At 62.8% G+C, this 23,599-nt stretch carries 20 protein-coding genes and 1 other annotated feature; of the genes, 17 read left to right on the forward strand and 3 right to left on the reverse strand.

Going from position 1 to position 23,599, the window contains the following annotated elements:
* Positions 1 to 1,124: UDP-N-acetylmuramoyl-tripeptide--D-alanyl-D-alanine ligase (locus MR825_RS10240; RefSeq protein ID WP_287880602.1), on the forward strand; the 1,124-nt coding region annotated here is incomplete at its 5' end.
* Between the two features lie 72 nt (positions 1,125 to 1,196).
* Here the strand turns inward: MR825_RS10240 and mtnA are convergent.
* On the reverse strand, positions 1,197 to 2,186 hold the full coding sequence (gene mtnA, locus MR825_RS10245) for an S-methyl-5-thioribose-1-phosphate isomerase (RefSeq protein WP_287880604.1): 990 nt from the start codon (positions 2,184 to 2,186) through the stop codon (positions 1,197 to 1,199).
* A gap of 80 nt (positions 2,187 to 2,266) precedes the next feature.
* On the opposite strand from mtnA, the gene abc-f reads away from it, so the two are divergent.
* From abc-f to MR825_RS10325, 16 genes are all read left to right on the forward strand, one after another.
* Positions 2,267 to 4,174, forward strand: a complete 1,908-nt coding sequence (abc-f, locus tag MR825_RS10250) for a ribosomal protection-like ABC-F family protein (protein WP_287880606.1) — start codon at positions 2,267 to 2,269, stop codon at positions 4,172 to 4,174.
* Positions 4,171 to 4,806, forward strand: coding sequence for a YdcF family protein (locus MR825_RS10255; protein ID WP_186907295.1), 636 nt, complete (start codon positions 4,171 to 4,173; stop codon positions 4,804 to 4,806). Before abc-f ends, MR825_RS10255 begins: the two co-directional genes overlap by 4 nt.
* Positions 4,807 to 4,818: 12 nt before the next feature.
* Complete coding sequence (gene prfA / locus MR825_RS10260; protein ID WP_186907296.1) at positions 4,819 to 5,889, forward strand: peptide chain release factor 1; 1,071 nt, start codon at positions 4,819 to 4,821, stop codon at positions 5,887 to 5,889.
* A 63-nt stretch (positions 5,890 to 5,952) separates the two neighbouring features.
* The gene (locus MR825_RS10265; RefSeq protein ID WP_186907297.1) at positions 5,953 to 6,222 is read left to right on the forward strand and encodes a hypothetical protein; all 270 of its coding nucleotides are present in this window, start codon (positions 5,953 to 5,955) and stop codon (positions 6,220 to 6,222) included.
* Positions 6,223 to 6,367: 145 nt separating this feature from the next.
* The gene (locus MR825_RS10270) at positions 6,368 to 7,387 is read left to right on the forward strand and encodes an L-threonylcarbamoyladenylate synthase (RefSeq protein WP_441328115.1); all 1,020 of its coding nucleotides are present in this window, start codon (positions 6,368 to 6,370) and stop codon (positions 7,385 to 7,387) included.
* Positions 7,388 to 7,536: 149 nt separating this feature from the next.
* A complete protein-coding gene (gene coaE, locus MR825_RS10275) occupies positions 7,537 to 8,145 on the forward strand; it encodes a dephospho-CoA kinase (protein ID WP_186907299.1) in 609 nt (202 codons plus the stop codon).
* A gap of 58 nt (positions 8,146 to 8,203) precedes the next feature.
* On the forward strand, positions 8,204 to 9,613 hold the full coding sequence (locus MR825_RS10280; RefSeq protein ID WP_186907300.1) for an aminopeptidase: 1,410 nt from the start codon (positions 8,204 to 8,206) through the stop codon (positions 9,611 to 9,613).
* Between the two features lie 107 nt (positions 9,614 to 9,720).
* On the forward strand, positions 9,721 to 10,230 hold the full coding sequence (locus tag MR825_RS10285) for an RNA polymerase sigma factor (protein WP_287880613.1): 510 nt from the start codon (positions 9,721 to 9,723) through the stop codon (positions 10,228 to 10,230).
* Positions 10,208 to 11,578: a DUF4179 domain-containing protein gene (locus MR825_RS10290; protein WP_287880615.1), complete on the forward strand. Its 1,371-nt coding sequence runs from the start codon at positions 10,208 to 10,210 to the stop codon at positions 11,576 to 11,578. Before MR825_RS10285 ends, MR825_RS10290 begins: the two co-directional genes overlap by 23 nt.
* Before the next feature lie 765 nt (positions 11,579 to 12,343).
* Positions 12,344 to 13,081 carry a ClpP family protease gene (locus MR825_RS10295; RefSeq protein ID WP_186907303.1) on the forward strand — a complete coding sequence of 246 codons (738 nt, stop codon included), beginning with the start codon at positions 12,344 to 12,346 and terminating at the stop codon, positions 13,079 to 13,081.
* Positions 13,082 to 13,222: 141 nt separating this feature from the next.
* Positions 13,223 to 14,809, forward strand: coding sequence for an ABC transporter substrate-binding protein (locus MR825_RS10300; RefSeq protein WP_287880617.1), 1,587 nt, complete (start codon positions 13,223 to 13,225; stop codon positions 14,807 to 14,809).
* An 80-nt stretch (positions 14,810 to 14,889) separates the two neighbouring features.
* Positions 14,890 to 15,861, forward strand: coding sequence for an ABC transporter permease (locus MR825_RS10305; protein WP_186907305.1), 972 nt, complete (start codon positions 14,890 to 14,892; stop codon positions 15,859 to 15,861).
* On the forward strand, positions 15,854 to 16,720 hold the full coding sequence (locus tag MR825_RS10310) for an ABC transporter permease (protein WP_186907306.1): 867 nt from the start codon (positions 15,854 to 15,856) through the stop codon (positions 16,718 to 16,720). The genes MR825_RS10305 and MR825_RS10310 overlap by 8 nt, the downstream gene beginning before the upstream one ends.
* 210 nt (positions 16,721 to 16,930) lie before the next feature.
* Positions 16,931 to 18,457 carry a DUF1538 domain-containing protein gene (locus MR825_RS10315; protein ID WP_186907307.1) on the forward strand — a complete coding sequence of 509 codons (1,527 nt, stop codon included), beginning with the start codon at positions 16,931 to 16,933 and terminating at the stop codon, positions 18,455 to 18,457.
* Positions 18,457 to 19,167, forward strand: coding sequence for a transcriptional regulator (locus tag MR825_RS10320; protein ID WP_186907308.1), 711 nt, complete (start codon positions 18,457 to 18,459; stop codon positions 19,165 to 19,167). The genes MR825_RS10315 and MR825_RS10320 overlap by 1 nt, the downstream gene beginning before the upstream one ends.
* Before the next feature lie 118 nt (positions 19,168 to 19,285).
* Entirely contained in the window at positions 19,286 to 19,831 is a 546-nt protein-coding gene (locus MR825_RS10325) for an ArsR/SmtB family transcription factor (protein ID WP_256174990.1), read from the forward strand.
* Between the two features lie 294 nt (positions 19,832 to 20,125).
* Here MR825_RS10325 and leuA read toward each other — a convergent pair whose 3' ends face one another.
* Both leuA and MR825_RS10335 read right to left on the reverse strand, forming a co-directional pair.
* A complete protein-coding gene (gene leuA, locus MR825_RS10330) occupies positions 20,126 to 21,814 on the reverse strand; it encodes a 2-isopropylmalate synthase (protein WP_287880619.1) in 1,689 nt (562 codons plus the stop codon).
* Positions 21,815 to 21,874: 60 nt separating this feature from the next.
* Positions 21,875 to 22,107, reverse strand: a binding site (T-box leader).
* Between the two features lie 154 nt (positions 22,108 to 22,261).
* The coding region (locus MR825_RS10335) for a hypothetical protein (RefSeq protein WP_287880621.1) at positions 22,262 to 23,599 on the reverse strand (1,338 nt) is incomplete at its 5' end.

The raw sequence follows: 23,599 nt of genomic DNA on the forward strand, positions 1-23,599 counted from the left end.
CACAGAAGGCCCTGCGGGATCTGGCAAAGTATTATAAAAAGAAGTTCTCCATCCCGGTGGTGGCCCTGACCGGCTCGGTGGGGAAGACCACGACCAAGGATATGGTAGCCGCCGTGTTGGGAGAGAAGTACAAGGTCCTCAAGACCGAGGGCAACCTCAACAATGAAATCGGCGTGCCCATGACACTGCTGCGGCTGAACCGGGAGCATCAGATCGCCGTGCTGGAGCTGGGCATGAACCACGCCGGGGAGATCGATTATCTTTCCGCCATCGTGGAACCGGATGTGGTGCTGATGACCAACATCGGAGACTCCCACATCGAGCATTTCGGCTCGCGGGAAAAGATCCTGGAGGCGAAAAGCGAGATCTTCCGCCATGCCCGCTCCGACGCCTTCGTGGTGCTCAACGGGGACGATCCGCTGCTGCGCACCCTGCCGGAGCAGCTGCCTTATCCCTGCATGCTGGTGGGCGCCGGGGAGGCGCTGGACTACCGTGCCCTTCATCTGGAGAGCGATGGCCGCAGTCATTTGAAGTGTGAAGTCAAAACCCCTCACAGCGATTTTAATGTGGAGATCCCTGCGCTGGGAGAGCACATGATCTACCCGACCCTGATGGCCGCCGCCGTAGGGGAGCACTTTGGGCTGAGCGCCCGGGAGATCGCCTCCGGCGTGCTCCACTTTGCGCCCACGAAAATGCGCATGAATATTCTTCATCGCGCCGACGGGATTACCATCCTCAACGATGCCTACAATGCCAATCCCCAGTCCATGCGGGCGGCGGTGGAGGTTCTCTCCGGCACCAACGCAGACTATAAGGTGGCTGTGCTGGGCGATATGTTTGAACTGGGCCCTCTGGCTCCCGCCCTCCACGCGGGTGTGGGGGAGTATTTGGGCAAGGCGGGCATCGACTGCCTGGTGGCGGTGGGGGAACTGGCAAAGCATATCTACGACGCGGCCCAGGCCGCGCCGGTTCCCGAGTGCTACTACTGCAGGACAAAGGAAGCGGCCAAGCCCGTTCTGGACGGCATGGTACGGCCCAATGCCACGATCCTGGTCAAAGCATCCCGGGGGATGGCCATGGAGGAGCTGGTGGAATACCTGCTGGGTATCACCGGACCGGTATGAAACGCGGCGGGAACAAGCCGGCGTCCTGCGCGGAAATCCCGCAGGACGCCGGCTCGTCCCCGCCGCCGCGCGTCAGCCGAAGCGCTTGGCCAGATTTTCCCGGAAGGGCGGATAGACGATCCCCCGCTCCGTGATAACGCCGGTCAGCAGCGTATGGGGCGTCACATCGAAGGCGGGATTATAGACCTCCACGCCCGCAGGCGCGGTCTGTACGCCGCCGAGGGCGCGTACTTCGTCCTTATCCCGCTGCTCGATGGGGATCTGGCTGCCGTCGCTCAGGGACAGATCGATGGTGGAAGAAGGCAGGGCGGTATAGAAGGGGACGCCGTGATAGTGGGCGTTCACCGCCACGGAATAGGTCCCGATCTTGTTGGCGAAATCCCCGTTGGCCGCCATGCGGTCGCATCCCACGACCACCAGGTCGATCGCCCCCCTGGCCATAAGAGCGGCCGCCATGTTGTCGGCGATCAGGGTGGCGGGGATATGGTCGGCGACCAGTTCATAGGCCGTCAGGCGGGCCCCCTGGAGCAGCGGGCGGGTCTCGTCGGCGTAAACCATCGCCACTTTACCCTGCTCATGGGCGGCGCGAATGACCCCGAGAGCGGTGCCGTACCCGCCGGTTGCCAGAGCTCCGGCGTTGCAGTGGGTGAGGATGCGCGCGTGCTCCGGTACCACGGCGGCCCCGTAAGCGCCCATGGCCCTGCACATCGCCACATCCTCGGCGTGGATGGCCTTGGCCTCCGCGATGAGGGCATCCGAACTTCCGCCGCAGGCGGAAGCCTTGCGCTCCATACGCTCCAGGGCCCAGAAGAGATTGACCGCGGTGGGGCGACTGGCGGCCAGACCGGCTTTGGCCTGGCACAGATCCCCGCCGGCCAGCGCGGCCAGGGCGTAGGCGTAGGCGGCGGAAATGCCGATGGCGGGCGCGCCCCGCACTACCATGGTGCGGATGGCCTCGGCCACCGCGCGCCAGTCATGGTAAGCCAGCCACACCTCTGTGACGGGCAGCTTAGTCTGATCCAGTAAGTAAAGGGTATTTCCTTCCCAGCGAATGGCATCCATAGGAAAGCCTCCAATCCTTTGTGTTTCCCCTTATCAAGATGAGGGTATCATACCACAAACGTGTATCGGGAGTAAACAAGATGATCGATATTTCCGTCTCGAACCTGGTCAAGGAGTTCGAGGTAGGCAAACGAATTTTAGACGGGCTCTCTTTCCAGGTGGATCAGGGAGAGCGGGTGGGCCTTCTGGGCCGGAACGGCGCGGGCAAGACCACGGTGTTCCGGCTGTTGACCGGCCAACTGGAGCCGGACGAAGGCGAGGTAATGGTGGCGCCCGGCAAGGGCGTGGGCCTCATCTCCCAGATTCCGATCTATCCGGCGGGGTATACGGTGGAGGATGTGCTGCTTACCGCGTTTGACAAGCTCCATGCGATGGAGCGGGAGATGTCGGAATTGACCGCACGGATGGAGCATGATCCCGACCCCGCGCTACTCCGGCGTTACGGCGTCCTGTCCGCCGCCTTTGAGGCGGGGGGAGGCTATGATACGGCCACCGGACTCAATAAGGTGTGCAGCGGCCTGGAGATTTCCCGGGAAATGCGGGAGCAGCTCTTTTCCTCCCTGTCCGGGGGAGAAAAGACCCGGGTGAATCTGGCCCGGCTGATTCTGGAGGATACCGATATCCTGCTGCTGGACGAGCCCACCAATCACCTGGACCTGCACGCCACCGAATGGCTGGAGGATTATCTGGACCGCTATAAGGGTACGGTCCTGGCCATCTCACACGACCGCTGGTTTCTGGACCGGGTGGTCCGACGGGTCATTGAGATCCAGAACGGCAAGGCGGAGTTCTACGAGGGGAACTACAGCTTTTACGTAGAAGAGAAGGAGCGCCGCTATCAGGAGAGGCTGAAGCAGTACGAGAAGGAGCAGGCCAAGATCGAACAGCTCCAGGAAGCGGCGGACAAGCTCCACCTGTGGGCCTTCATGGGGGCGGACAAGCTCCACAAGCGGGCCTTTTCCATGGAAAAGCGCATCGAGCGCCTGCGTACCACCGACAGACCCACCAAGGAACGCCGCCTGGACATCAAATTTGGGGAGCGGGAGTTCCGGGGGGATGAGGTGCTCACCATTCAGGACCTCAAAAAATCCTTTGACGGGCGCACTCTGTTCGAGCATGTGGATCTGGAGGTAGTGGGGGGCGAGCGCATCGCCCTGCTGGGGGACAACGGGACCGGAAAATCCACGCTTGTCAAGATCATCCTGGGGGAAGAGGAGCCGGACAGCGGCAGGCTGCGCATGGGGCCCACGGTCAGGATCGGCTATCTGCCTCAGATCATCCAGTTTTCCCACCCGGAGCGCAACCTGGTGGACACCATGATTTATGATCAGGACTGCAGCACCCAGACCGCCCGCAACCGGCTGGCTGCGTTCAACTTCCGGGGGGAGGACGTATTCAAGCCGGTCTCCGCCCTTTCCGGCGGGGAGCAGAGCCGCCTGCGCCTTTGCATGCTCATGGATGAGCAGATCAATCTGCTCATTCTGGACGAGCCCACCAACCACCTGGACGTGGCCAGCCGGGAGTGGATCGAGGCGGCGGTGGAGGCGTATGAGGGCAACCTGCTCTTCGTGTCCCATGACCGCTACTTTATCAATCGCTTCGCCACCCGTATCTGGATGCTGGAGAACGGCCGGATCACTGATTTTGACGGTACCTATCAGCAGTTCCAGGCCGCCCGGGAGCGTGCCGGGACCAATCGGGACGGCAAAGCCGCCCCATCCCCGCTTCCGAAAGAGGAGCCGAAGCCCCAGAAGAAGCGCTCCGGCGGCACCAAGGAGCTGGAAAAACAGGTGGCCGCGGCGGAGCGGGCGGTGGCCAAGGCGGAGGAACGGCAGTACGAACTGGTGCAGAAGGCCGAGGAGGTGGCCTCCAACTACCTGGAGCTGCAGAAGGTCTATGACGAACAGAAGGCCCTGGAGGAGGAGATCGCTGCCCTCTATACCAACTGGGAGCGTTTGGCCGCCGAGCTGGAGGAGGCCCAGGCATGAGGAGGAAACAGGATTGCCGTCCCTATGCGGGACGCCGCAGGCCGGTTTGGCGGAGGGCCGCGGCGTTGCTGCTGCTGGCGGCGTTGGTTGCCTTCGGCGTGCTGGAGGCCGTTGTGCTCAGCGGCGGCCGGACTCAGATCCAGGGGCAGCCGGAGATCATGGTCATCTTCGGCTGCCAGGTAAAGCCGGACGGCCCCTCCGCTCTGCTGCGGGACCGGCTGGATACCGCCCTGGATTACCTGGAAGGTCATCCGGATCTCACTGTGGTGGTCACCGGCGGGCAGGGGGACGACGAACATGTGTCCGAGGCCCAATGTATGTACGATTATCTGACCGGGCACGGGGTGGACGGGGAGCGGATCGTTCTGGAGGACCGCTCCAGCAATACCTGGCAGAACATCCGGTATACGCTGGAGCTGTACCAGTCCGGCGCGCTGGAGCCGTCCGGGAAATTCCTTCTGGTGTCCAGCGATTTCCACCTGAGACGGATCAAGCTGCTGTGGGAGAGGGCCTGGCCGGGGACGTACACCCTCTCCACCCTGGCGGCGCCCTGCTCCCACCTTCCCTCCCGGGTGCAGATGTTCTTCCGGGAGCCCCTGGCTCTGGCCAAGTCTTTTTTCTTTGATAGGTGATATAGTTTGGATATGATGGAAAAACTGCGTCAGCTGGACCTGCACTTTGCCGACGTGGAAGCCCGTCTGGGGGCGGGAGAGACCTATGCCGACCCCGCTCTGGTCGCCCGGCTCAACAAGGAGCAGCGGGAGCTGGAGCCGGTTGTCCGGGCCTACCGGGACTACTGCCGCAGGCAGAACGATCTGGCCGACGCCGCGGCCCTCATGAGCGATGCGGATATGAAGGAACTGGCCCAGGAGGAGTACGCCGCGGCCAAGGCGGACCTGGAACGGCTGGAGGAGGAGATCCGGATCCTTCTGCTGCCGCGGGACCCTGACGATGATAAAAACGTCATTGTGGAGATCCGGGCCGGTGTGGGCGGGGAGGAAGCGGCCCTGTTCGCGCACTCCCTGTTCCGCATGTATTCCATGTATGCCGATGCCCGCCGCTGGAAGGTGGAGGTGGACTCGCTCAACGAGACGGAGCTTGGAGGGGTAAAGGAAATTTGCTTTACGATAGAGGGGGACGGGGCCTATTCCCGCCTGAAGTTCGAAAGCGGCGTCCACCGGGTCCAGCGTGTGCCTGAGACCGAGTCCGGCGGGCGCATCCATACCTCTACCGCCACGGTGGCGGTGCTGCCCGAGGTGGACGAGGTGGACTTCGAGCTCAACCCGGCGGATATCGAAATGCAGGTCTTCCGCTCCTCCGGCGCGGGGGGACAGCATGTGAACAAGACCTCTTCCGCCGTGCGCCTGATCCACAGGCCCACCGGCACGGTGGTGGAATGCCAGCAGGAGCGCAGCCAGTTCCAGAACCGGGACAAGGCCATGCAGCTGCTGCGCTCCCGCCTGTATGAGGAGAAAGTACGCGAACAGGAGGATGCGGTGACCAATCAGCGCCGCAGCCAGGTGGGTACCGGGATGCGCAACGAGCGCATCCGTACCTACAACTTTCCGCAGGGGCGCCTCACCGACCACCGCATCGGCCTGACTCTCTACAAACTGGAGAGCGTCATGAACGGCGATCTGGACGAGATCATTGACGGCCTGACCACGGCCGAACAGGCGGAAAAGCTAAAAAACAGCCAGGCGGAAAAACGCTGATTCCATTGCCGCGGCGGGAGCCCGTCGGCCCGTGCCCGGCAACGCAAATAAGGAGAACGCAAAATGGAACTGATCATTCATTTCAAAGGCCTGCCGGACGGCATGGACCTGGACGGCCTGAAACGCGGACTGGACGAAGTCCTGGAGGACGACGGCTGGCTCACCGGCTCCGGGCAGTCTGCGGAGGGCGGCTATGTGGAGCTGGAACTGGAGGACGAGCGCCGGAATCCCAAATACGGCATTCTGGCGGTAAAGCATTACCTGCGCCAAAATCAGTTCCCGGCCGGGACCGCCATCGAATTGGCAGGCGTATCGGTGGGGATCTATGAATAGAAAAGGGAGCGGAAAACGATGAAGAAAGCCATTGGAATTTTACAGGCGGTCTCCGGTGCGGCGACCCTGGCGGCGGGTGTGCTCACTCTGGTGCAGGCCTGCCTGGGCCGCCGCGGGCGCCGCTGAGACTGGGATCGTGAGGCGAATGAGCGTGAAAACAGAGAAATTCCGGCCCGACCAGGTGGCGGAGGGCGCGGCGGTCCTGCGCCGGGGCGGCCTGCTGGGCCTTCCCACCGAGACGGTGTACGGCCTGGGGGCCACCGGCCTGGACCCGGAGGCGGTCGCGCGTATTTTTGCGGCAAAAGGCCGCCCTCAGGATAATCCGCTGATCCTCCACGTCCCCTCGGCGGATTGGCTGGAGCGTTACTGCGCGGACGTCCCGGGCGTGGCCTATACCCTGGCGGGACGCTTCTGGCCCGGCCCGCTGACCATGATCCTGAAGCGCAAGCCCGCCGTCCCGGACCGGGTGACCGCCGGGCTGGATACGGTAGGAATGCGCTGCCCGGACCATATGGTCACAAGGGCCATCATCGCGGCCGCCGGAGTGCCGGTGGCCGCCCCCTCGGGCAACACCTCCGGCCGCCCCAGCCCTACCAGCGCGGCCGATATGCTGGAGGATATGGACGGAAAAATCGACGGAATCGTGGACGGCGGCCCATGCTCTGTGGGGGTGGAATCCACCATTGTGGATCTGACCGTTACGCCCCCGCGGCTGCTGCGGCCGGGCGGTGTCACCCTGGAGGAGCTGGAAGCCGTGTTGGGCGAGGTGGCAGTGGACCCGGCGGTCCGGCGGCAGATGGGAGAGGACGAGCATCCCCGCGCCCCGGGCATGAAGTACCGGCACTACGCCCCCAAGGCCCCGGTAACGGTGGTGAAGGGAGCGCCGGCCGACGCGGCGCGCTATATTCGCCGCCATTTGAGCGAAGGCGAGGGGGTCATCTGCTTTACGGAATTTGTCCCCCTGTACGCAGGGCATCCGGTGGAGCCCATCGGCCCCGCCGACGACCCGGCGGAGCAGGCCAGGCGCGTGTTTGACGCGCTGCGCTATTTTGACGAGACCGACGTGGAGCACATTTGGGCCATGTGCCCCGATGAGGCGGGCATCGGTCTTGCCGTGGCGAACCGCCTGAACAAGGCGGCAGGCTTCCATATCGTAGAGGCGTAGCAGCCGCGCTGCAGACGGCTGCGGCGCGGCTGCCGGAGAAGACGGAGTCCGCCCGGCCGCCCGGCGCCGGGCGGAGCTGCTTGTGCGCGTACAGACGGGGGGCGGACCTCGTGCGGGAGGCCGTCCGATGAAGGAGGTGCGGCAAGATCATGAAGCGCATCGGGATCACCGGCCCCACAGGGGCGGGGAAGACCACGGCGCTGGATGCGCTGAAGGAATTGGGGGCCTGCGTCATCGATGCAGATGCGGTCTATCACGATTTGCTCCAGAGCAGCGCGCCCCTGCGCAGCGCATTGACCGACCGCTTTGGCGGAGAGATTCTGGACAAAGCGGGCAAACTAGACCGAAAGCGGATGGGAAACGTGGTCTTTCAGGACCCCGCAGCCCTGGCGGAGCTGAACGGCATCACGCACCGGTTCATTCTGGCGGAGATCGAGCGCTTGTGCGCCCAGGCGGAAGCGCAGGGACGGCCCGCAGCGGCCATCGACGCCATCGCCCTGGTGGAAAGCGGCGCAGCCCGGCGCTGTGAAGCAGTGGTGGGGGTGCTGGCGCCGCCGGAGGTGCGCATACGGCGCATCATGGCGCGGGAAGGCATACCGGAGGATTACGCGCGCCGGCGGGTGGAGGCCCAGCAGAAAGAGGACTTTTTTCGGACCCACTGCGGCTATATCCTGGAAAACGACGGGAGCAAGACACGGGAGCAGTTTCGGGCCGAGGCGCTGGCCCTGTTCCGGAAAATACTGGACGGCGCAGGTTGAAATGTTCATATTTCCATGATAAAGTGGATGGAAAGAGCAAGTAAGGAGGCAATACGATATGGAAGAAAAGCAAAAAACGCCCGGTGAGCTGCGGCGGGACGCGCTGCTCTACCGGCCCAAGAATGGCTATGACCGTCTGAGTGCCGGAGAAGAGACGGATATGAACGTCTACTGTGAGGACTATAAAAAGTTTCTGGACGCGGGCAAGACGGAGCGGGAATGCGTCGATGAGGCGGTACGCCTGGCCGAGGCAAAGGGGTTTCGGCCGTTTATCCGCGGGATGGCGCTCCAGCCCGGCGACAGGGTCTACCGGGTGAACCGGGGCAAGGCCCTCATGCTGGCCGTACTGGGCAGCCGTCCGATGAGCGAGGGCGTGAACATCGGTGCGGCCCACATCGATTCGCCCCGTCTGGATCTGAAGCAGAATCCCCTGTACGAGGACAGCGAGCTGGCGTTTCTCAAGACCCATTATTATGGCGGGATCCGGAAATATCAGTGGGTGACCATCCCGCTGGAGCTCCATGGCGTCATTGCCCGGAAGGACGGCTCCAAGCTCACGGTGGCCATTGGCGCGGCCCCCGGCGATCCGATGTTCACGGTGGACGATCTGCTGCCCCACCTGGGGGCCGAGCAGTCCAAAAAGCCCTTGGGCGAAGCCATCCCCGGCGAAAGCCTGAATCTGCTGGTGGGCAGCCGGCCGTTCAAGGATGACGAGGGCTCGGAGCGGGTAAAGCTGGCCATCCTGGACCTTCTGAATCAGAAATACAACATCGTGGAAGAGGACTTCATTTCCGCAGAGCTTGTCGCAGTGCCTGCGTTCAAGGCTGTGGACGTGGGATTTGACCGCTCCCTGATCGGCGCCTACGGACACGACGACCGGGTGTGCGCCTTTGCGGCGCTGGCCGCGCTGCTGGACCTGGGTACGCCGGAGCGCACCGCCGTGTGCATGCTGGCGGACAAGGAGGAAATCGGCTCCGAGGGCGTTTCCGGCATGCAGTCCGCCGCCTTCGATACCTTCGTGAGCGACCTGTGCGACGTGCAGCGGGTCCCCCTGAAGGTCTGCTATGAAAAGTCCTTCTGCCTCTCCGCCGACGTGACGGCGGCCTTCGACCCCAACTTTGCCGATGTATACGAAAAGCGCAACAGCGCCCGCATCAATTACGGCATGGGCCTTTGCAAGTATACCGGCGCCCGCGGCAAGTCGGGGGCATCCGACGCTTCCGCCGAGGTCGTGGCCTATGCCCGGAAGGTGCTGGACGAGGCCGGCGTGGCCTGGCAGATGGCCGAGCTGGGCAAGGTGGACGCCGGCGGCGGCGGTACGGTGGCCTGCTATATGGCCCAGCGGGATATCGACACCCTGGATGCGGGAGTGCCCGTGCTCTCCATGCACGCGCCCTTTGAGACCGTTTCCAAGCTGGATTGCTATATGACCTATAAGGGCATGAAGGCGGTCTACGAGGCAAAGTAACGAAAAAACGGGAGCCCCGGAGAAAATTTCTCCGGGGCTTTGTCATATTTTGTTATACTTGGCTGAGCTGTTTCGTCAAATGGTCAGAGAACGAAAGGGGGGAGAACATGCAGGACGGAGAACTGGATCTGGAGCGCATGGTGGAGCACTGCGGGGACCGGCTGCTGCGTACCTGCGCCCTGTACCTGGGAGATGTGCATTCCGCAGAGGACGCGGTACAGGACACTTTTCTGCGGGCGCTGCAGGCAAAAGAGCGTTTTCGGGGGGACTGCTTACCAGAGACATGGCTGACTCGGATTGCTGTGAACGTATGCAAGGATTATCTGCGCAGCCCGTGGCGCCGCCGCCGCGCCCCCGTGGAGGCACTGGAGGACTGTGCGGTGCCGGGTCCGGAGCCGGAGGACGATACCCTGGCCCGCGCGGTGATGAGCTTGCCGGTCAAGTACCGGGGAGTGGTGACCCTCTACTATTACCAGGAGTGGAGCGTCAAAGAGATTGCCGGAGCCCTGGGCTGCTCGGAATATGCGGTACGTATGCGTATGTCCAGGGCCAGAGGAATGCTCCGTGTAAAACTGGAAGAAGGGGACGGGCATAATGAAGCACATGCGTCAGGCTGACCGCCTGGATCGGGAGCTGGCGGGGCTTACCCTGAGTCGGGCCCGGCGGGACGCGATTCTGGCGGAACTGAAAGGAGAAAAGGATATGAAGAAGCGGCAGTGGACTTTGCGCACGACCCTGATAGCCGCCGCCCTGTGCGCTGCGCTGGCAGTGACCGCTCTGGCAGTATCACCGACCCTGCGGGACGCGCTGGAGGGCCTGCTGGGCGGGTTTGGAGGCTATGCCCAGACGGTGAACGGGGTCACTGTTACGGATCAGGGAATTCAGATCACTGTGGTCAAGGCTATCGCGGACGGGAACAATGGGAAATACTATCTGGAAGTAAAAGACCTGACGGGGGACCGGCTGACGGCGGACACCCATATGAACTTCGTGGCATATTCCGCCGCCTATGACCCGGAGAAGCGAACCCTGCTGGCAGAGGGTGCCTTGGGCAGTGAGGCGAGAGGTCCGCGCAATGAGGACGGCACGGCCACCATTACCATCAACGAGGTATGGGGCGGGGAGAACTTTGAGGGCGTCCCGCTACCTGTGGAGCTGCTGGAGCCGGACAACGTGCTGAAGGAGTTCCGGCTCCCGGAGGAGCACTCCCGCGGTACCGATGACGACAGAGTCGCGCTGGTCCCTGAACAGACTCCCATGGAGCTGGAGGGAGCAGTTGGTTTTACTCTGTCTTCCATGGGATTTGATGAGAAGGGGCGGCTCCACATCCAGATCAAGGTGATGGACGGCTACGAGGTCCCGGAGTGGGAGTTCTATCCCGGCATTGAGATATGGTCGGTGGGCCCGTCCGATGGGGTCAGGAACGCCGTCAACAACCATTTTACATACAAGGGCAACCGGTACGTGGATTACCGTATGAACTTTTATACGGATATGATCGCTGAGGAATATCTGCCGAAGGAGATCTATCAAGGCAAAGAGCTCAACCTGGAGGGATGGATCGGTACGAAAGAGCGTATCGAAGGGGACTGGGAGCTGACCTTCCCCTTGAACATCCTGCCCGAGCGCACGGTGACCGTGGGGCAAACCATCAGTGGAAAGCCAGTGGAGACGCTCACACTCACCGCCATGAGCGCTGCCCTGGATCTTCGCCTCCCGGAGAACGAGAAACGGGGCGATCTGTCCGTTTTTCCGCTGAGCGTCTATCTGGCCGATGGAAGCCATATGACGATAGAGCGCGGAAGGAGCAATGTCTATGATGAGGAAGGCTACTATCAGGACTGCTGGACGTATCCCGATCCGGTGGAGCCGGAGCAGGTGACCGCCATCTCAGTGGGATACTGGTATATCCCGCTGGAAGGCGGAAGGGCCTTGCCGGGCCGGTGGCTGACGGAGCTGCCGTAATGAGGTGCAGCGAGTCTGCTTATAGGAGCGATAAGGGCATGAAGGCGGTCTACGAGGCAAAGTAAAGAAAAAACGGGAGCCCCGGAGAAAGTTTCTCCGGGGCTCCCGGCCGCAGACGGGGCCCCGCAGAATCCACACCCGCAGGCGCGGGGCGCCGGCCCATCCAGAGGTCAAGCCGCCCGGCAATCCATTTTCCCAGCGTACTGCCCAGGACCAGGCAGACGGCCAGCGCCGCCGCCCGGCAGAGCATGGGGACCATCCATACGCTGAGCGCAGCCAAACCCATACCGAACAAGAGCGCGTTCCAGGGTGGCGATGGGTTTCAGACATTCCAAGCCCGCGTTGGAAAAATCCAACCAGGTACGCCCGTTTTTCTGCCGCGCCGGAGGGGCCGGCCGCTTTTCCTGGACCTAGGGCATCACCGCACAATTCCCCACGCACGTCTTGGCGGCCAATCTGCCCCACAAATGCGTTGCAAAACCTTGCAATACACAAAGTATTCCTGCGGTTTTGCGCCTTTTTGCGGCACAAATTTTCGCGCCGATCCGCACGCGTCGAATGATGCGGCAATGCCCTAGAAGCGCACGGCGCGCTCGCTCAGGCCGGTGGCGCGCATACCGCTTTCATTTTTATCCTTGCGCCTCCATTTCCCGGCCTCAGGATGACATCCGACGCAGTGGAAGCGTCAACCCCTTTCCGCAAAAAGACGGATGATTTTCCCCTGTTCCGGGCAAACTGAGTCAAATGAAACGGGGAGGCATACCGATGGATGAGACGAAACCGACAGCCGAGACCGGCAGTGAGGATAACAGCGACTCCTCGCAGCGTCAGCAGCAGCTGGTGGATATGGGGTCGGCTACGATCAAGACCGAGCGGGGGACGATCCATACCCTGACCATCGTGGGGCAGGTGGAAGGGCATCAGCTGCTGCCGCCCACGGCCAAGACGACCAAGTACGAACATGTGATGCCCCTGCTGGCCGCCCTTGAGGAGAGCGACGAGGTGGACGGCCTGCTGGTGCTGCTGAATACCGTGGGGGGCGATATCGAGGCGGGGCTGGGCATCGCGGAGCTGATCTCCAGCATGTCCAAGCCCACGGTTTCCCTGGTGCTGGGAGGCGGGCACTCCATCGGGGTGCCGCTGGCGGTATCCGCCAAGCGCTCCTTTATCGCGCCGTCGGCGGCGATGACCATCCACCCGGTGCGTCTGAACGGGCTGGTCATCGGCGTCCCCCAGACGTTCAATTATTTCGAACGGATCCAGGAGCGGATCATCCAGTTTGTCACCAAAAACAGCGCTGTCAGGCGAGATACCTTTACGAAAATGATGCTCCAGACCGGAGAGCTGGCCGCTGACATCGGCAGTGTCATTTATGGAGAACAGGCGGTGGCCATTGGACTGATCGACCGGATCGGCGGGCTGTCCGACGCGCTGGAGTGCCTGCATCAGATGATGGACGAGGCGCGGCAGCGGAAAAATGCGCTTCGGGAGAGCCAGAGCTAGCGCCGGAGAATCCGCCCTTGCACTCCGGGAAAAATGCGGTTATAATAACAGGCGAAAGCAAGCCGTGCAAATGCCTGAAAATGGCCCGGTGGGTCGTTTTCGGGCATTTGGCATGTCTGGCACGGAAAGGAGCGCGGTGGAATGAAACGGATCTTGTCCCTGCTGCTGACGTTGACGCTGTTGCTGGCGGGATGCACTCCGGCAGCGGAAACGCCGGTACCGACACCGATGGAGACGCCGGCGGAAGAGCGGGTGGTCCGCTACGGGCTGTCCAACGCATGGGATTCTCTGATGCCCTACAACAGCCCGTCGGGAAGCAACTATTCCCGCATTATCTATGACAAGCTCTATGACCGCCTGGCCTACGTCCATGCGGACGGCACCCTGGATGCCCGTGCGGCCGTGTCCTGGGAGAGCGCCGATGGAGGCTATGCCGCGCTGTTTTGCTTGAATGAGGCCGCCGCGTTCCATGACGGCACCCCCGTTACGGCGGAGCACTGGGTGCAGACCATCACCCTGATGACGGACCCGGACTGTCCCGCTCCGGGGCGTTCGGTCTTCGCGGTGCTGGCCGGGACCGACGATACCGGCGCAGCGACCGGGGAGCGCCTGGGCGTAGAAGCGGTGGAGCCCTACACCCTCAAGCTTACCTTCAAGGCGCCCACCACGCCGGAAGACTTCCTGCTGGACCGGAACCGGGAATTTTATGTGCTGCCCACCCACCTGCTGGGGGAGAGCGCGCCGGAAGACGTGCTGTCTCTGGAGCTGTGGAACGCCCCTGTGGGCTCCGGGCCCTGCAAGTTTGTCTCCGAGACGGCCGGCAGCCAGCTGGTGCTCGCGTCCAATCCGGATTATCCGCTGGGCGCGCCCGGCTTTGACCGCCTGGTCATTACCGTGATGGACAAATCCAATCTGCTGACCTCACTCATTGCCGGAGACCTGGATTATTACGCCTTCGGCGGCAGCGTGTCGGTGGAGGACGCCGAACTGGCCCGCCAGGCGGGCCTGACGGTGCTGGAAGGGGAAGTGCCCAACACCTTCTTCGAGCTGATGCTCAATAACGAGACCATCGCCAGCGCGCAGGTGCGCCGGGCCATGGATTTGGCGCTGGATAAGCAGAGCCTTTGTCTCCAGTCCACCCAGGGCATGGGGGAGCCTACCGCCACCGACCTGACGCCCGGAACCGGCTATACCGCCCCGGTGACCTGGAGCCGGGATGTGGAGCAGGCCCGTGCTCTGCTGGAAGAGGGGGGCTACGCCGGACAGACCTACAAGCTCGCCTGTACCGCCAACCGCTCCGGTCTGGCGGCGCTGATGCAGCAGCAGCTGGCCGAGGTGGGGATTACAGTGCTCATCGAAACGGTGGATTCCGCGACCATGTTTTCCGGGATGGTAGATGGAAGCTATGATATGGCCATCGCAAGCCATACGCCAGGCGCGCTGCCCCTGTGGTTCACGGAGAGCCGCCTGAGCGAAGGCAACAATATCTTCCACGTGGCGGATCTGGCGCCCTATGCCAGCTATTTTTCCGAAATTAAGGGGGCGGCCGACGCCGCTGTCCGGCAGGCCCTGGTGGAGCGGTTCCAGGAATTTCTGGCCGGCGAGCGCCCCTTCATCCCACTGTGGTTCGGCAGGGCGCTCCACGTCCAGTCCCCCACGGTGGAGGGCATCGATTACCCGTCGTCCAGCTTTTCCAACGAGAACGTCTGGGATTGGGTCAAACCGTAAAAAAGAGGACCTCCGTAGGGCCGCCGTCCCATGCGGCCCGTGCCTCGCCCCGAGGCCGGAAGTGCAGGAGGAAGAAACACATGGGCCGTTATCTGCGCGGCCGTCTTGTGACGGCCATACCCGTTTTCTTCGGGATCACATTGATCGTATTTTTATTGCTGCACCTGGCCCCCGGCTCCATCGTGGATCTGGCGGGCGAGGGGAGTGCCCGCGCGGCCGGCCAGGCCGCGCGGGTGGAGGCCTATCTGGGCCTGGACCGCTCCCTGCCGGCGCAGTACGCCGCTTGGCTGCTGGATCTGCTGCGGGGAGATCTGGGGACTTCCTACGCCAGCGGAAAACCGGTCTCCGCCCTGATCGCCCAACGCGTTGTTCCGTCCCTGCTGCTGACCGGGACCGGGGTGCTGCTGGCGGTTGGCATCGCCCTGCCGCTGGGAGTCCTGGCGGCCTGGAAGCCCCGCTCCGGTTGGGATAAGGCCGCGTCTGCCCTAAGTCTGGTCAGCTTCGGCGTACCGGGCTTTTTTCTGTGTCTGGCGGGGATCTTTCTGTTTTCCGTGGTGCTGGGCTGGCTGCCCAGCCATGGAATGTATGCCTCGGGCTCCTTTTCCGGCCTGGGCGACCTGATGCGGCATCTGGTCCTGCCCGCCGGGGTAGTTTGCGTCAGCGGATTGGGGGGGCTCATCAAACAGACCCGTTCGGCCTGTCTGGAGGCGCTGGGCGAGGATTATATCACGACGGCCCGGGCCAAGGGCCTGAATGACCGGGCCGTTATGGTCCGCCATGCGTTCCGGGGCGCGCTGATCCCGGTGCTCACCACTGTGCTGACCCATATCCCGCATATCATCGGCGGCTCTGTGGTGGTGGAGCGGGTGTTCGGCTGGCCGGGCATGGGAAGTCTGCTGTTTTCCGGCATTCTCAGCCGGGACTATCCGGTCGTCATGGGGGTGACGGTGGTCATTGCCCTGGCGGTGCTGCTGACCAATCTGCTGTTGGACGTGATTTACGGCCTGGTCGACCCCAGAGTGCGGTATGCCGCGGGGTGCAGCCATGGATAGGCGGCGGGCGGTTTATGGGGCCTGGGTCCGGCTGCGGCGGGACCGGAGGGCCATGGTCTGTCTTGCCATTCTCCTGGCCGAGACGCTGCTGGTGGTGCTGCTGCCGCCCCTGATGGGTCTGGAGCCCAATTACTGCGATTTGGAGGCGGGCTTTTGGGCTGCGCCCTCGGGGACGCATTGGCTGGGGACCGACGATGTGGGCCGGGACCTGTTCGCCCGGCTGGTCTGCGGCGGGCGGATCTCCCTGCTGGTGGGCTTTGCCGCGGCGGGGCTGAGCGTGGCGGTGGGCGTGCCGCTGGGCCTGATCGCGGGATACCGCAGGGGAACGTGGGAGTTCTGGATCATGCGTCTGGCAGATCTGTTTCAAACCTTTCCCAGCATTGTTCTGGTCCTGTGCCTGGTGGCCCTGGTGGGCCCCTCGGTGGTCAATCTGATCCTGGTCATCGGATTGTTGGGCTGGACGGGCATTGCCCGGCTGGTTTACGGAAATACCCTGGCGGTGCGGGAACAGGAGTATATCGTCGCCGTACAGGCGCTGGGCGGAAGCACGGCCACGATTTTGCGGCGCAACGTGCTGCCCAACGCGGTCTCCCCGGTGTGGGCAGCGCTGCCCCTGCGGGTGGGCCGGGCCATCCTGTCCGAATCCAGCCTGAGCTTCCTGGGGGTCGGGATCCGCACGCCCCAGGCCTCCTGGGGCAACCTGATCCAGTATGCCTCCGGCTTGTCGGTGCTCACCGGACGGCCGTGGGTATGGCTGCCGCCGGGGCTGTGCATCGTGCTGACGGTGCTCTGCCTTCAGTTTGTGGGGGATGGTCTGCGGGACGCCATGGATCCCCGGCACAGATTTATTTCGCATTGAAATTGTAACGCTTTCTTTACACAACTGGATGGAAAAGTATGTTAAACTAAACAAGAAAGAGAAGAACGACGCATGCGGCCCCGGCCCGAATATGGACTGGCGGCCGCATTTTCAAAAGAAGGGAGGTGCACAGATATGGGAATTTGGGGGGAGCGGGGCGAAGTGGAACGCGAGGCGGGGAAAACCTGAGAACGAAAGCGAGGTGCATCTATGCGAAAAAAACTAAAGGAAAAGATTTCAGAGGCACTTTCATCGGTCCTGCCGATCACGGTGATCGTGCTTTTACTGAGTTTTACCCTGGCGCCTATGCCGATCGGAACGCTGCTGCTCTTTCTGTTGGGGGCGGCGATGCTCATCGTGGGGATGGGATTTTTCTCCCTGGGTGCCGACATGGCCATGATGCCCATCGGGGAACAGATGGGCCGCAAGCTGGGCGGGAGGTGGAAGCTGATCGCCGTGGCGGTCATCTGTTTTCTCATCGGCGCCATGGTCACGATTGCCGAGCCCGACCTGCAGGTGCTGGCCCGGCAGGTTCCGGCCGTCCCTGACGCGGTGATCATACTGGCGGTGGCGGCCGGCGTAGGCGTGTTTCTGGTGGTATCCATGCTGCGCACCCGGTTCAATCTGCCCCTGGGACCCACCCTGATCGCGCTCTACACCGGGGTGTTCCTGCTCTCCATCTTTGTGCCCAATGCGTTTTTGGCGGTGGCCTTCGATTCCGGCGGCGTTACCACGGGGCCCATCACGGTGCCCTTCCTTATGGCGCTGGGGACCGGCATGGCCAGCATCAAGGGGCGGGATGAGGACAATTTCGGTATGGTGGCGCTGTGCAGCGTGGGCCCCATCCTGGCGGTCATGCTCCTGGGCCTGTGCTATCAGTCTACCGAGGTCTCTTACACCCCCTTTGCCATCCCCAGCGTATTTGACTCGCAGGACGTGGGCGCCCAGTTTTTACAGGGCCTGCCCGACTACATGAAAGAGGTGGCGCTGGGGCTGCTGCCCATCATCCTCTTCTTCGCGGTGTTTCAGCTCGCCTCCATCAGGCTCAAGCGCCGTGCCGTCATCAAGATTATCGTGGGCATCGGATATACCTACGTCGGACTGGTCCTGTTCCTGACCGGCGCAAACATCGGCTTTATGCCTGCGGGCTATTATCTGGGCACGACGCTGGCTGCGCTGCCCCAGTACTGGATGCTGGTGCCCATCGGCATGGTGGTGGGCTACTTTATCGTAGCTGCCGAGCCGGCAGTGCATGTGCTCAACCGGCAGGTGGAAGATGTGACCAGCGGCGCCATTCCGCAGAAGGCCATCGGCTTGGCGCTGTCCATCGGCGTGGCGGTCTCCATCGGTCTGGCGATGCTGCGGGTATGTCTGGGCATTCCGATCTACTATCTCCTGGTACCCGGCTATGCCGTCGCGCTGCTCCTGACCCGCTGCGTGCCCCGGATCTTCACCGCCATCGCCTTCGACTCCGGCGGCGTGGCCTCCGGTCCCATGACGGCCACCTTCCTGCTGCCCCTGACCATGGGCGCATGCGAGGCCCTGGGCCGGGACATCCTGACCGACGCCTTCGGCGTGGTGGCGATGGTGGCGATGACGCCGCTGATCACCATCCAGCTGCTGGGTCTGATCTATCAGCGAAAGATCCGGCGCACCCGCGATGTGACCCAGGCGGAGGAGCGGGAGATCGAGTTTGTGGACGAGATCATTGATTACAACGAGGAGGTGGAGCTCTGATGAGTCAGAACCATCTGTCCGTGCTGAAAATGCTGGTGACCATCGTAGACCGGGGGAAGGGTGCCGCTGCGGTGAGCCTGTACCGGGAACAGCGCCTGCATTTCGACTACCTCTGCATGGGGCTGGGCACCGCCAATTCCAAGATACTGGATTACTTTGGCCTGTCCGAGACGGAGAAGGACGTGGTCATTACCCTGGTCCCCGCCCACCGCGTGCGGCGGGTCATGGAATTGGCCAATCAGCGCTTCGATTTCAGCAGTCCCGGCCGCGGGATCCTGTTCACGGTCCCCCTGTCGGGCGTGAGCGGCATGGTGCCCCAGGTGCTGTGCAAGGCGGACGAGACGCAGCGGGAAACGGAATGTAAGGAGGAGATGGAGATGGAAACGGCCAACCGATATGCGCTCATTCTGGCGGTGGTGAACCGTGGAAGCCTGGATACCGTGATGGATGCCGCACGGGAGGAGGGCGCCCGGGGCGGTACGGTCCTCCACGCCCGGCGTGTGGGCATGGAGGACACGGAAAACCTGCTGGGCTTTACCCTCCAGCCGGAAAAGGAGGTGGTGGCCATTCTGACGCCGCAGGCCCAGAAGCACGAGCTGATGGTGGCCATCCACCGGGCGGCGGGACTCACCACTGAGGCCAGGGGCATCCTGTTCTCTCTGCCGGTGGAGGAGCTGATCGGCCTTCAGCCCCCGGTCCCGGAGGCGTAAAGCGCAAAGACCGTCCCGGCATGTCGAAAAGGCGCGCCGGGACGGTTTTTTTGCATCTGCGCCTTGCAGGGGAGCAGCGGATATGTTATCCTTTTAACAAATAAAGGGGGCGGTCGGTATGGCACGCAGGAGCATCGTGCTGGAAGAACGCAAGCAGATCAAGATCTTTACAAATCCGGTCCGGCAGGAGATGATCCGGCTGCTGCGCCTGTCAGAGGTGCCGCTGACGGCCAAGGATCTGGCGGACAGGCTGTATCTTTCCCCGGCCGCGGTGCAGCATCATCTCAAAAAACTGGAGGAGATCGGTGTGGTGGAGGTGGATCACCATGCCCGGGCGGGCGATATGGAGGTCACCTATTACCGCGATGCCGACGTGGAAGTACAGCTCCAGATGGGGCGCAACGACGGATTCCAGGGGGAACGGGAGGCCTTGGCGGCCAATCTGGTGGACGGCGCGTTCCGCCGCTTCCTGGCCGCCGCCCAGCAGCATAATGAGAACGAGCTTTCGGAGTACGGGGCGATGCTCTCCGGGGTCCTCCACCTCTCGCCCGAGGACCGGCGGATCTTGATGGAGCAGGTGGGGCAGTTCCTGCGCAGCCATGATACCGCCAAAGCGGAGAATCTTGAGCACTGGGAATATGTGATCCTTGCCTACCGGGCCTGACGGCTGCCCTGGCATCATGTAGTCAAGACCACCCCTTTCATGGGTGGTCTTGACTACAAAAAAACAGCGCATGCGTACGCATGCGCTGTAAAAGTATCCCCACACATGCCTGCAACTGCGTACCGTGATCAGATTTACGCGCATAGCGCCACATGTGTCGCTGATTGCCGATATTTGATTTCTACCTATCATAAACAGAAGGCTTTATCCAGGTCAAAGGGAATTCAGCTGTTTTTTGCAGCGTGCGGAAGACAAAAAATTGTGAAGCGTGGGGGAAGAAGGGCGGGGCGGCCCCTACTCTCCGTGCCGTACGGCGCGGTTGATGGCGGAGAGGATGCCTTTGAGGGGGGCCAGGTTGATGTTGTGGGAAATCCCAACGCCGAACCAGTCTTTTCCGGCCTGGTCCTTGAGGTGGATATAGGAGACCGCCTGGGAGTCGGAGCCCTGCTTGATGGCGTGCTCCTTGTAGTCCACAAAGGTGAAGCGGTCCATCTTCTGACCGTGGATGGCGTTGAAAAAAGCATCGATGGGACCGTTGCCGGAGCCGTTGACCTGGAAGACGGTTTCCTTATGCCGCAGCGTGCCGGCGAAGGTCACGTGGGAGTGTCCGTCCTCATCGGTAAATTCCGCAAAGGAATGCCGTACCAGCTGATAGGGGGAATCGGCGTCGATGTACTCCTCCCGGAACAGCTCGTAGACCCGCTGGGCCGGGAGCTCCTTGCCTACGCGGTCGGTCTCCAGCTGCACAATGTGGCCGAACTCCGGATGCATGTTCTTGGGCAGATCAAAGCCGAAATTGTGCTGCATGACAAAGGCGGCGCCGCCCTTGCCGGACTGGCTGTTGATGCGGATAATGGGCTCGTACTGCCGTCCCACGTCCGCCGGATCGATGGGCAGGTAGGGCACTTCCCAATACTCGCTGCCGCTCTCCTGCATATAGCGGCTGCCCTTGTTGATGGCGTCCTGATGCGAACCGGAGAAGGCGGTGAACACCAGCTCGCCCACATAGGGCTGCCGTTCGCCGATCTTCATTTTGGTGACCCGCTCGTACACGTCCCGGATTCGGTTGATGTCGGAGAAGTCCAGCTTTGGATCCACGCCCTGGGTATACAGATTCAGCGCCAGGGTGACCATGTCCACGTTGCCGGTGCGCTCGCCGTTGCCGAAGAGGGTGGCCTCCACCCGTTCGGCGCCCGCCAGCTGGCCCAGTTCGGCGGTGGCGACGCCTTCGCCCCGGTCGTTGTGGGGATGCAGGGAGATGACGGCGCAGTCGCGGGAGGGCAGCGCTTCGATAAAATACTCGATCTCATCGGCAAAGTAGTTGGGCATGCAGTTTTCCACCGTGGTGGGCAGGTTGAGGATGACCTTGCGCTCCGGCGTGGCGTGGAGCGCCTCGATGACGGCCTGGCAGATCTCCACGGCGGCGTCCATCTCAGTGCCCATGAAGGACTCGGGGGAATACTCATACCGCAGGTCCATCCCCGCGTCCAGGGCGGGCTGGGACAGCGTACGGATCAGCTGGGCGGCGTCCACGGCGATCTGCTTTACCCCCGCCACGTCGGTGTGGAAGACCACCTTCCGCTGAAGGGTAGAGGTGGAGTTGTAAAAATGGAAGATCACATGCTTGGCCCCGTCGATGGCCTCAAAGGTCTTGCGGATCAGATGCTCCCGGGCCTGGACCAATACCTGAATGGTCACGTCGTCGGGGATATGCCCCCCCTCGATGAGGGTGCGGATGAACTCATATTCCGTCTCGGAGGCGGAGGGGAAGCCCACCTCGATCTCCTTGACGCCGATGTCCACCAGCGTGTGGAACAGCTCCAGCTTCTCCTCCACGTTCATGGGATCGATCAAAGCCTGATTGCCGTCCCGCAGGTCCACGGAGCACCAGATGGGGGGCGCTTTCAGCTCCCGGTCGGGCCAGGCGCGCCGGGGCCGTTTGAGAGGGACGAAGGGGATGTACTTTTCTTGTGCCGGTTTCATGGGGATTCCTCCTGTCAAGCTCGGTCAGGGTGCAAAAAACGCCCCTGACCATCCGTAATGGTCAGGGGCGTAAACTTACGCGGTACCACCCTGCTTCCGCCCGCCGTTTCCGGCGGACGCTCGTTGGCCTCCAACAAGGCCGTGGCCGGTAACGGGGCCGGACGGCCCGCCCTACGCAAGTTCAGGCGGGCGGCTCAGGGACCAGTATCCACATGGCTCCCCGCGCCGGTTCGCACCAACCACCGGTTCTCTGAGCGGGACGGGTCATGTCTTCTTCCCATCATTGCCTTTAAGGATGTGATTGCGACTATTTTAGCCCAACCGTCCGGGTTTGTCAAGGGTCAGCTTGTCCCAAAAGCCCCGGCGGGGGTCCCTAAGGCCCCGGCGGGCCGCGGCCTTCTTAAAAAGCGGCGAGGCCGCGTCTGGCCTCGCCGCAGGAGGGGGATTTTACGCGCCTGCTTCCCAGGTCAGAACCCGGGGGCGGTAGTACCGGGGCTGGCACATGTTCACGCCGGAGACGGAATTGCCGTCCAGACTGTTTTCATAGGCGGCCAGGAACGTCAGGCCTTCGCGGGTATAGACCGCCAGATAGAAGCTGTTGCCCCAGGATCCCCGATCGCCCCAGCTGCCGGAGACGGCCAGCCGTACGCCGTCCCAGGCCATAGACACGTGGTTGACTGATCCGGACAGATAGCAATCCCGTTCCTTCTGGAGGCTCCAATCCGCAACGAAGTTCCGCTGCCAGGCGCCCGCGCCGCTTTGCTCCACCACCGCCAGCCGCCGGGCGGACTCGCTCTGCGTGATGGGCACGAAGAAGCCGTCGCCCCGGTATACGGAGCAGAAGGGATTGTCCTCACCCCAGGGGAGCAGGTCCAGGGTCTGCCGCACGGTCACGGTCTCGGGGTCCAGTATCCGCAGACGGAGAACGCCCTCTTCCTGGGTCAGGAGGAAGAGCGCCTCCTCCTCCGCCCAGAAACGGACGGGCACGGCCTGCTCCGGCAGGGAGTAGGCGGTGGAGAGGGTATACTCCTGCGCCGCGAGGCCGGAGAGCCGGTAGATCCCCCGGCCGCCGGGGATCCGGCTCAGGTCCGGCTCGCTCCCGTCGCTGAAGCGGAGCGGGGATACAAACAGGATGCTGTCGCCGGTCTGGACGCTGTCGCCGTACAGGTCCAGCTGCCGCTCCAGGCTGTTGATGCTGACGCCGCAGAGCGAGCCGTCGGAAAGGGTCTCCACGGTGATCTCCAGCAGCCAGCCTTCCGGCACGGGGATGCGGAAATAGTCCTGGAGCAGTCGGGTCAGCGCCAGTTCCTTCTCCGGTGTAACTCCGGGGATGCCGTAAAGATCGGCATAAAGGGGAACGTACTCGTAATACGCCGCAAGGTCGACGGTCTCGGTGTGCTCGCCGCCGGGCTCGGCCCGGCTGGCCACGTCCTTGGCCAGCGCGAATATGCTTTGCAGCATGACGTCCTCCGCGACAGCGTCTTCCAACGAGCCGCTGGAGCTGATCCCGCCCTCAAAAAAGGAGAGGGAGAGACAGTCGCCGGCGAAATCGGAAGTGCGGTAGCCGTCGAGCACGTTCTCCTGCGAAAGGGAAAAATCCGTCTCCAGTTCCTCCAGCCGCCCCACGGAAAAGCGGCTCTCCCACAACAGATGGTCGCGGCAGTGGGAGGATGCGGTCACCGACAGCCCCGCCGCCCGGGACGTGTCGCCCGCCAAAACGGTCTCGGTGAGGACCACCTTGTCGCAGTCCTGCGCCAGGGCCGCGCTGGCCCCGGTCAGCAGCAG

Origin of the sequence: Lawsonibacter sp., assembly GCF_022777125.1 — a bacterium.
Taxonomy (GTDB): Bacteria; Bacillota; Clostridia; order Oscillospirales; family Oscillospiraceae; genus Lawsonibacter_A; species Lawsonibacter_A hominis.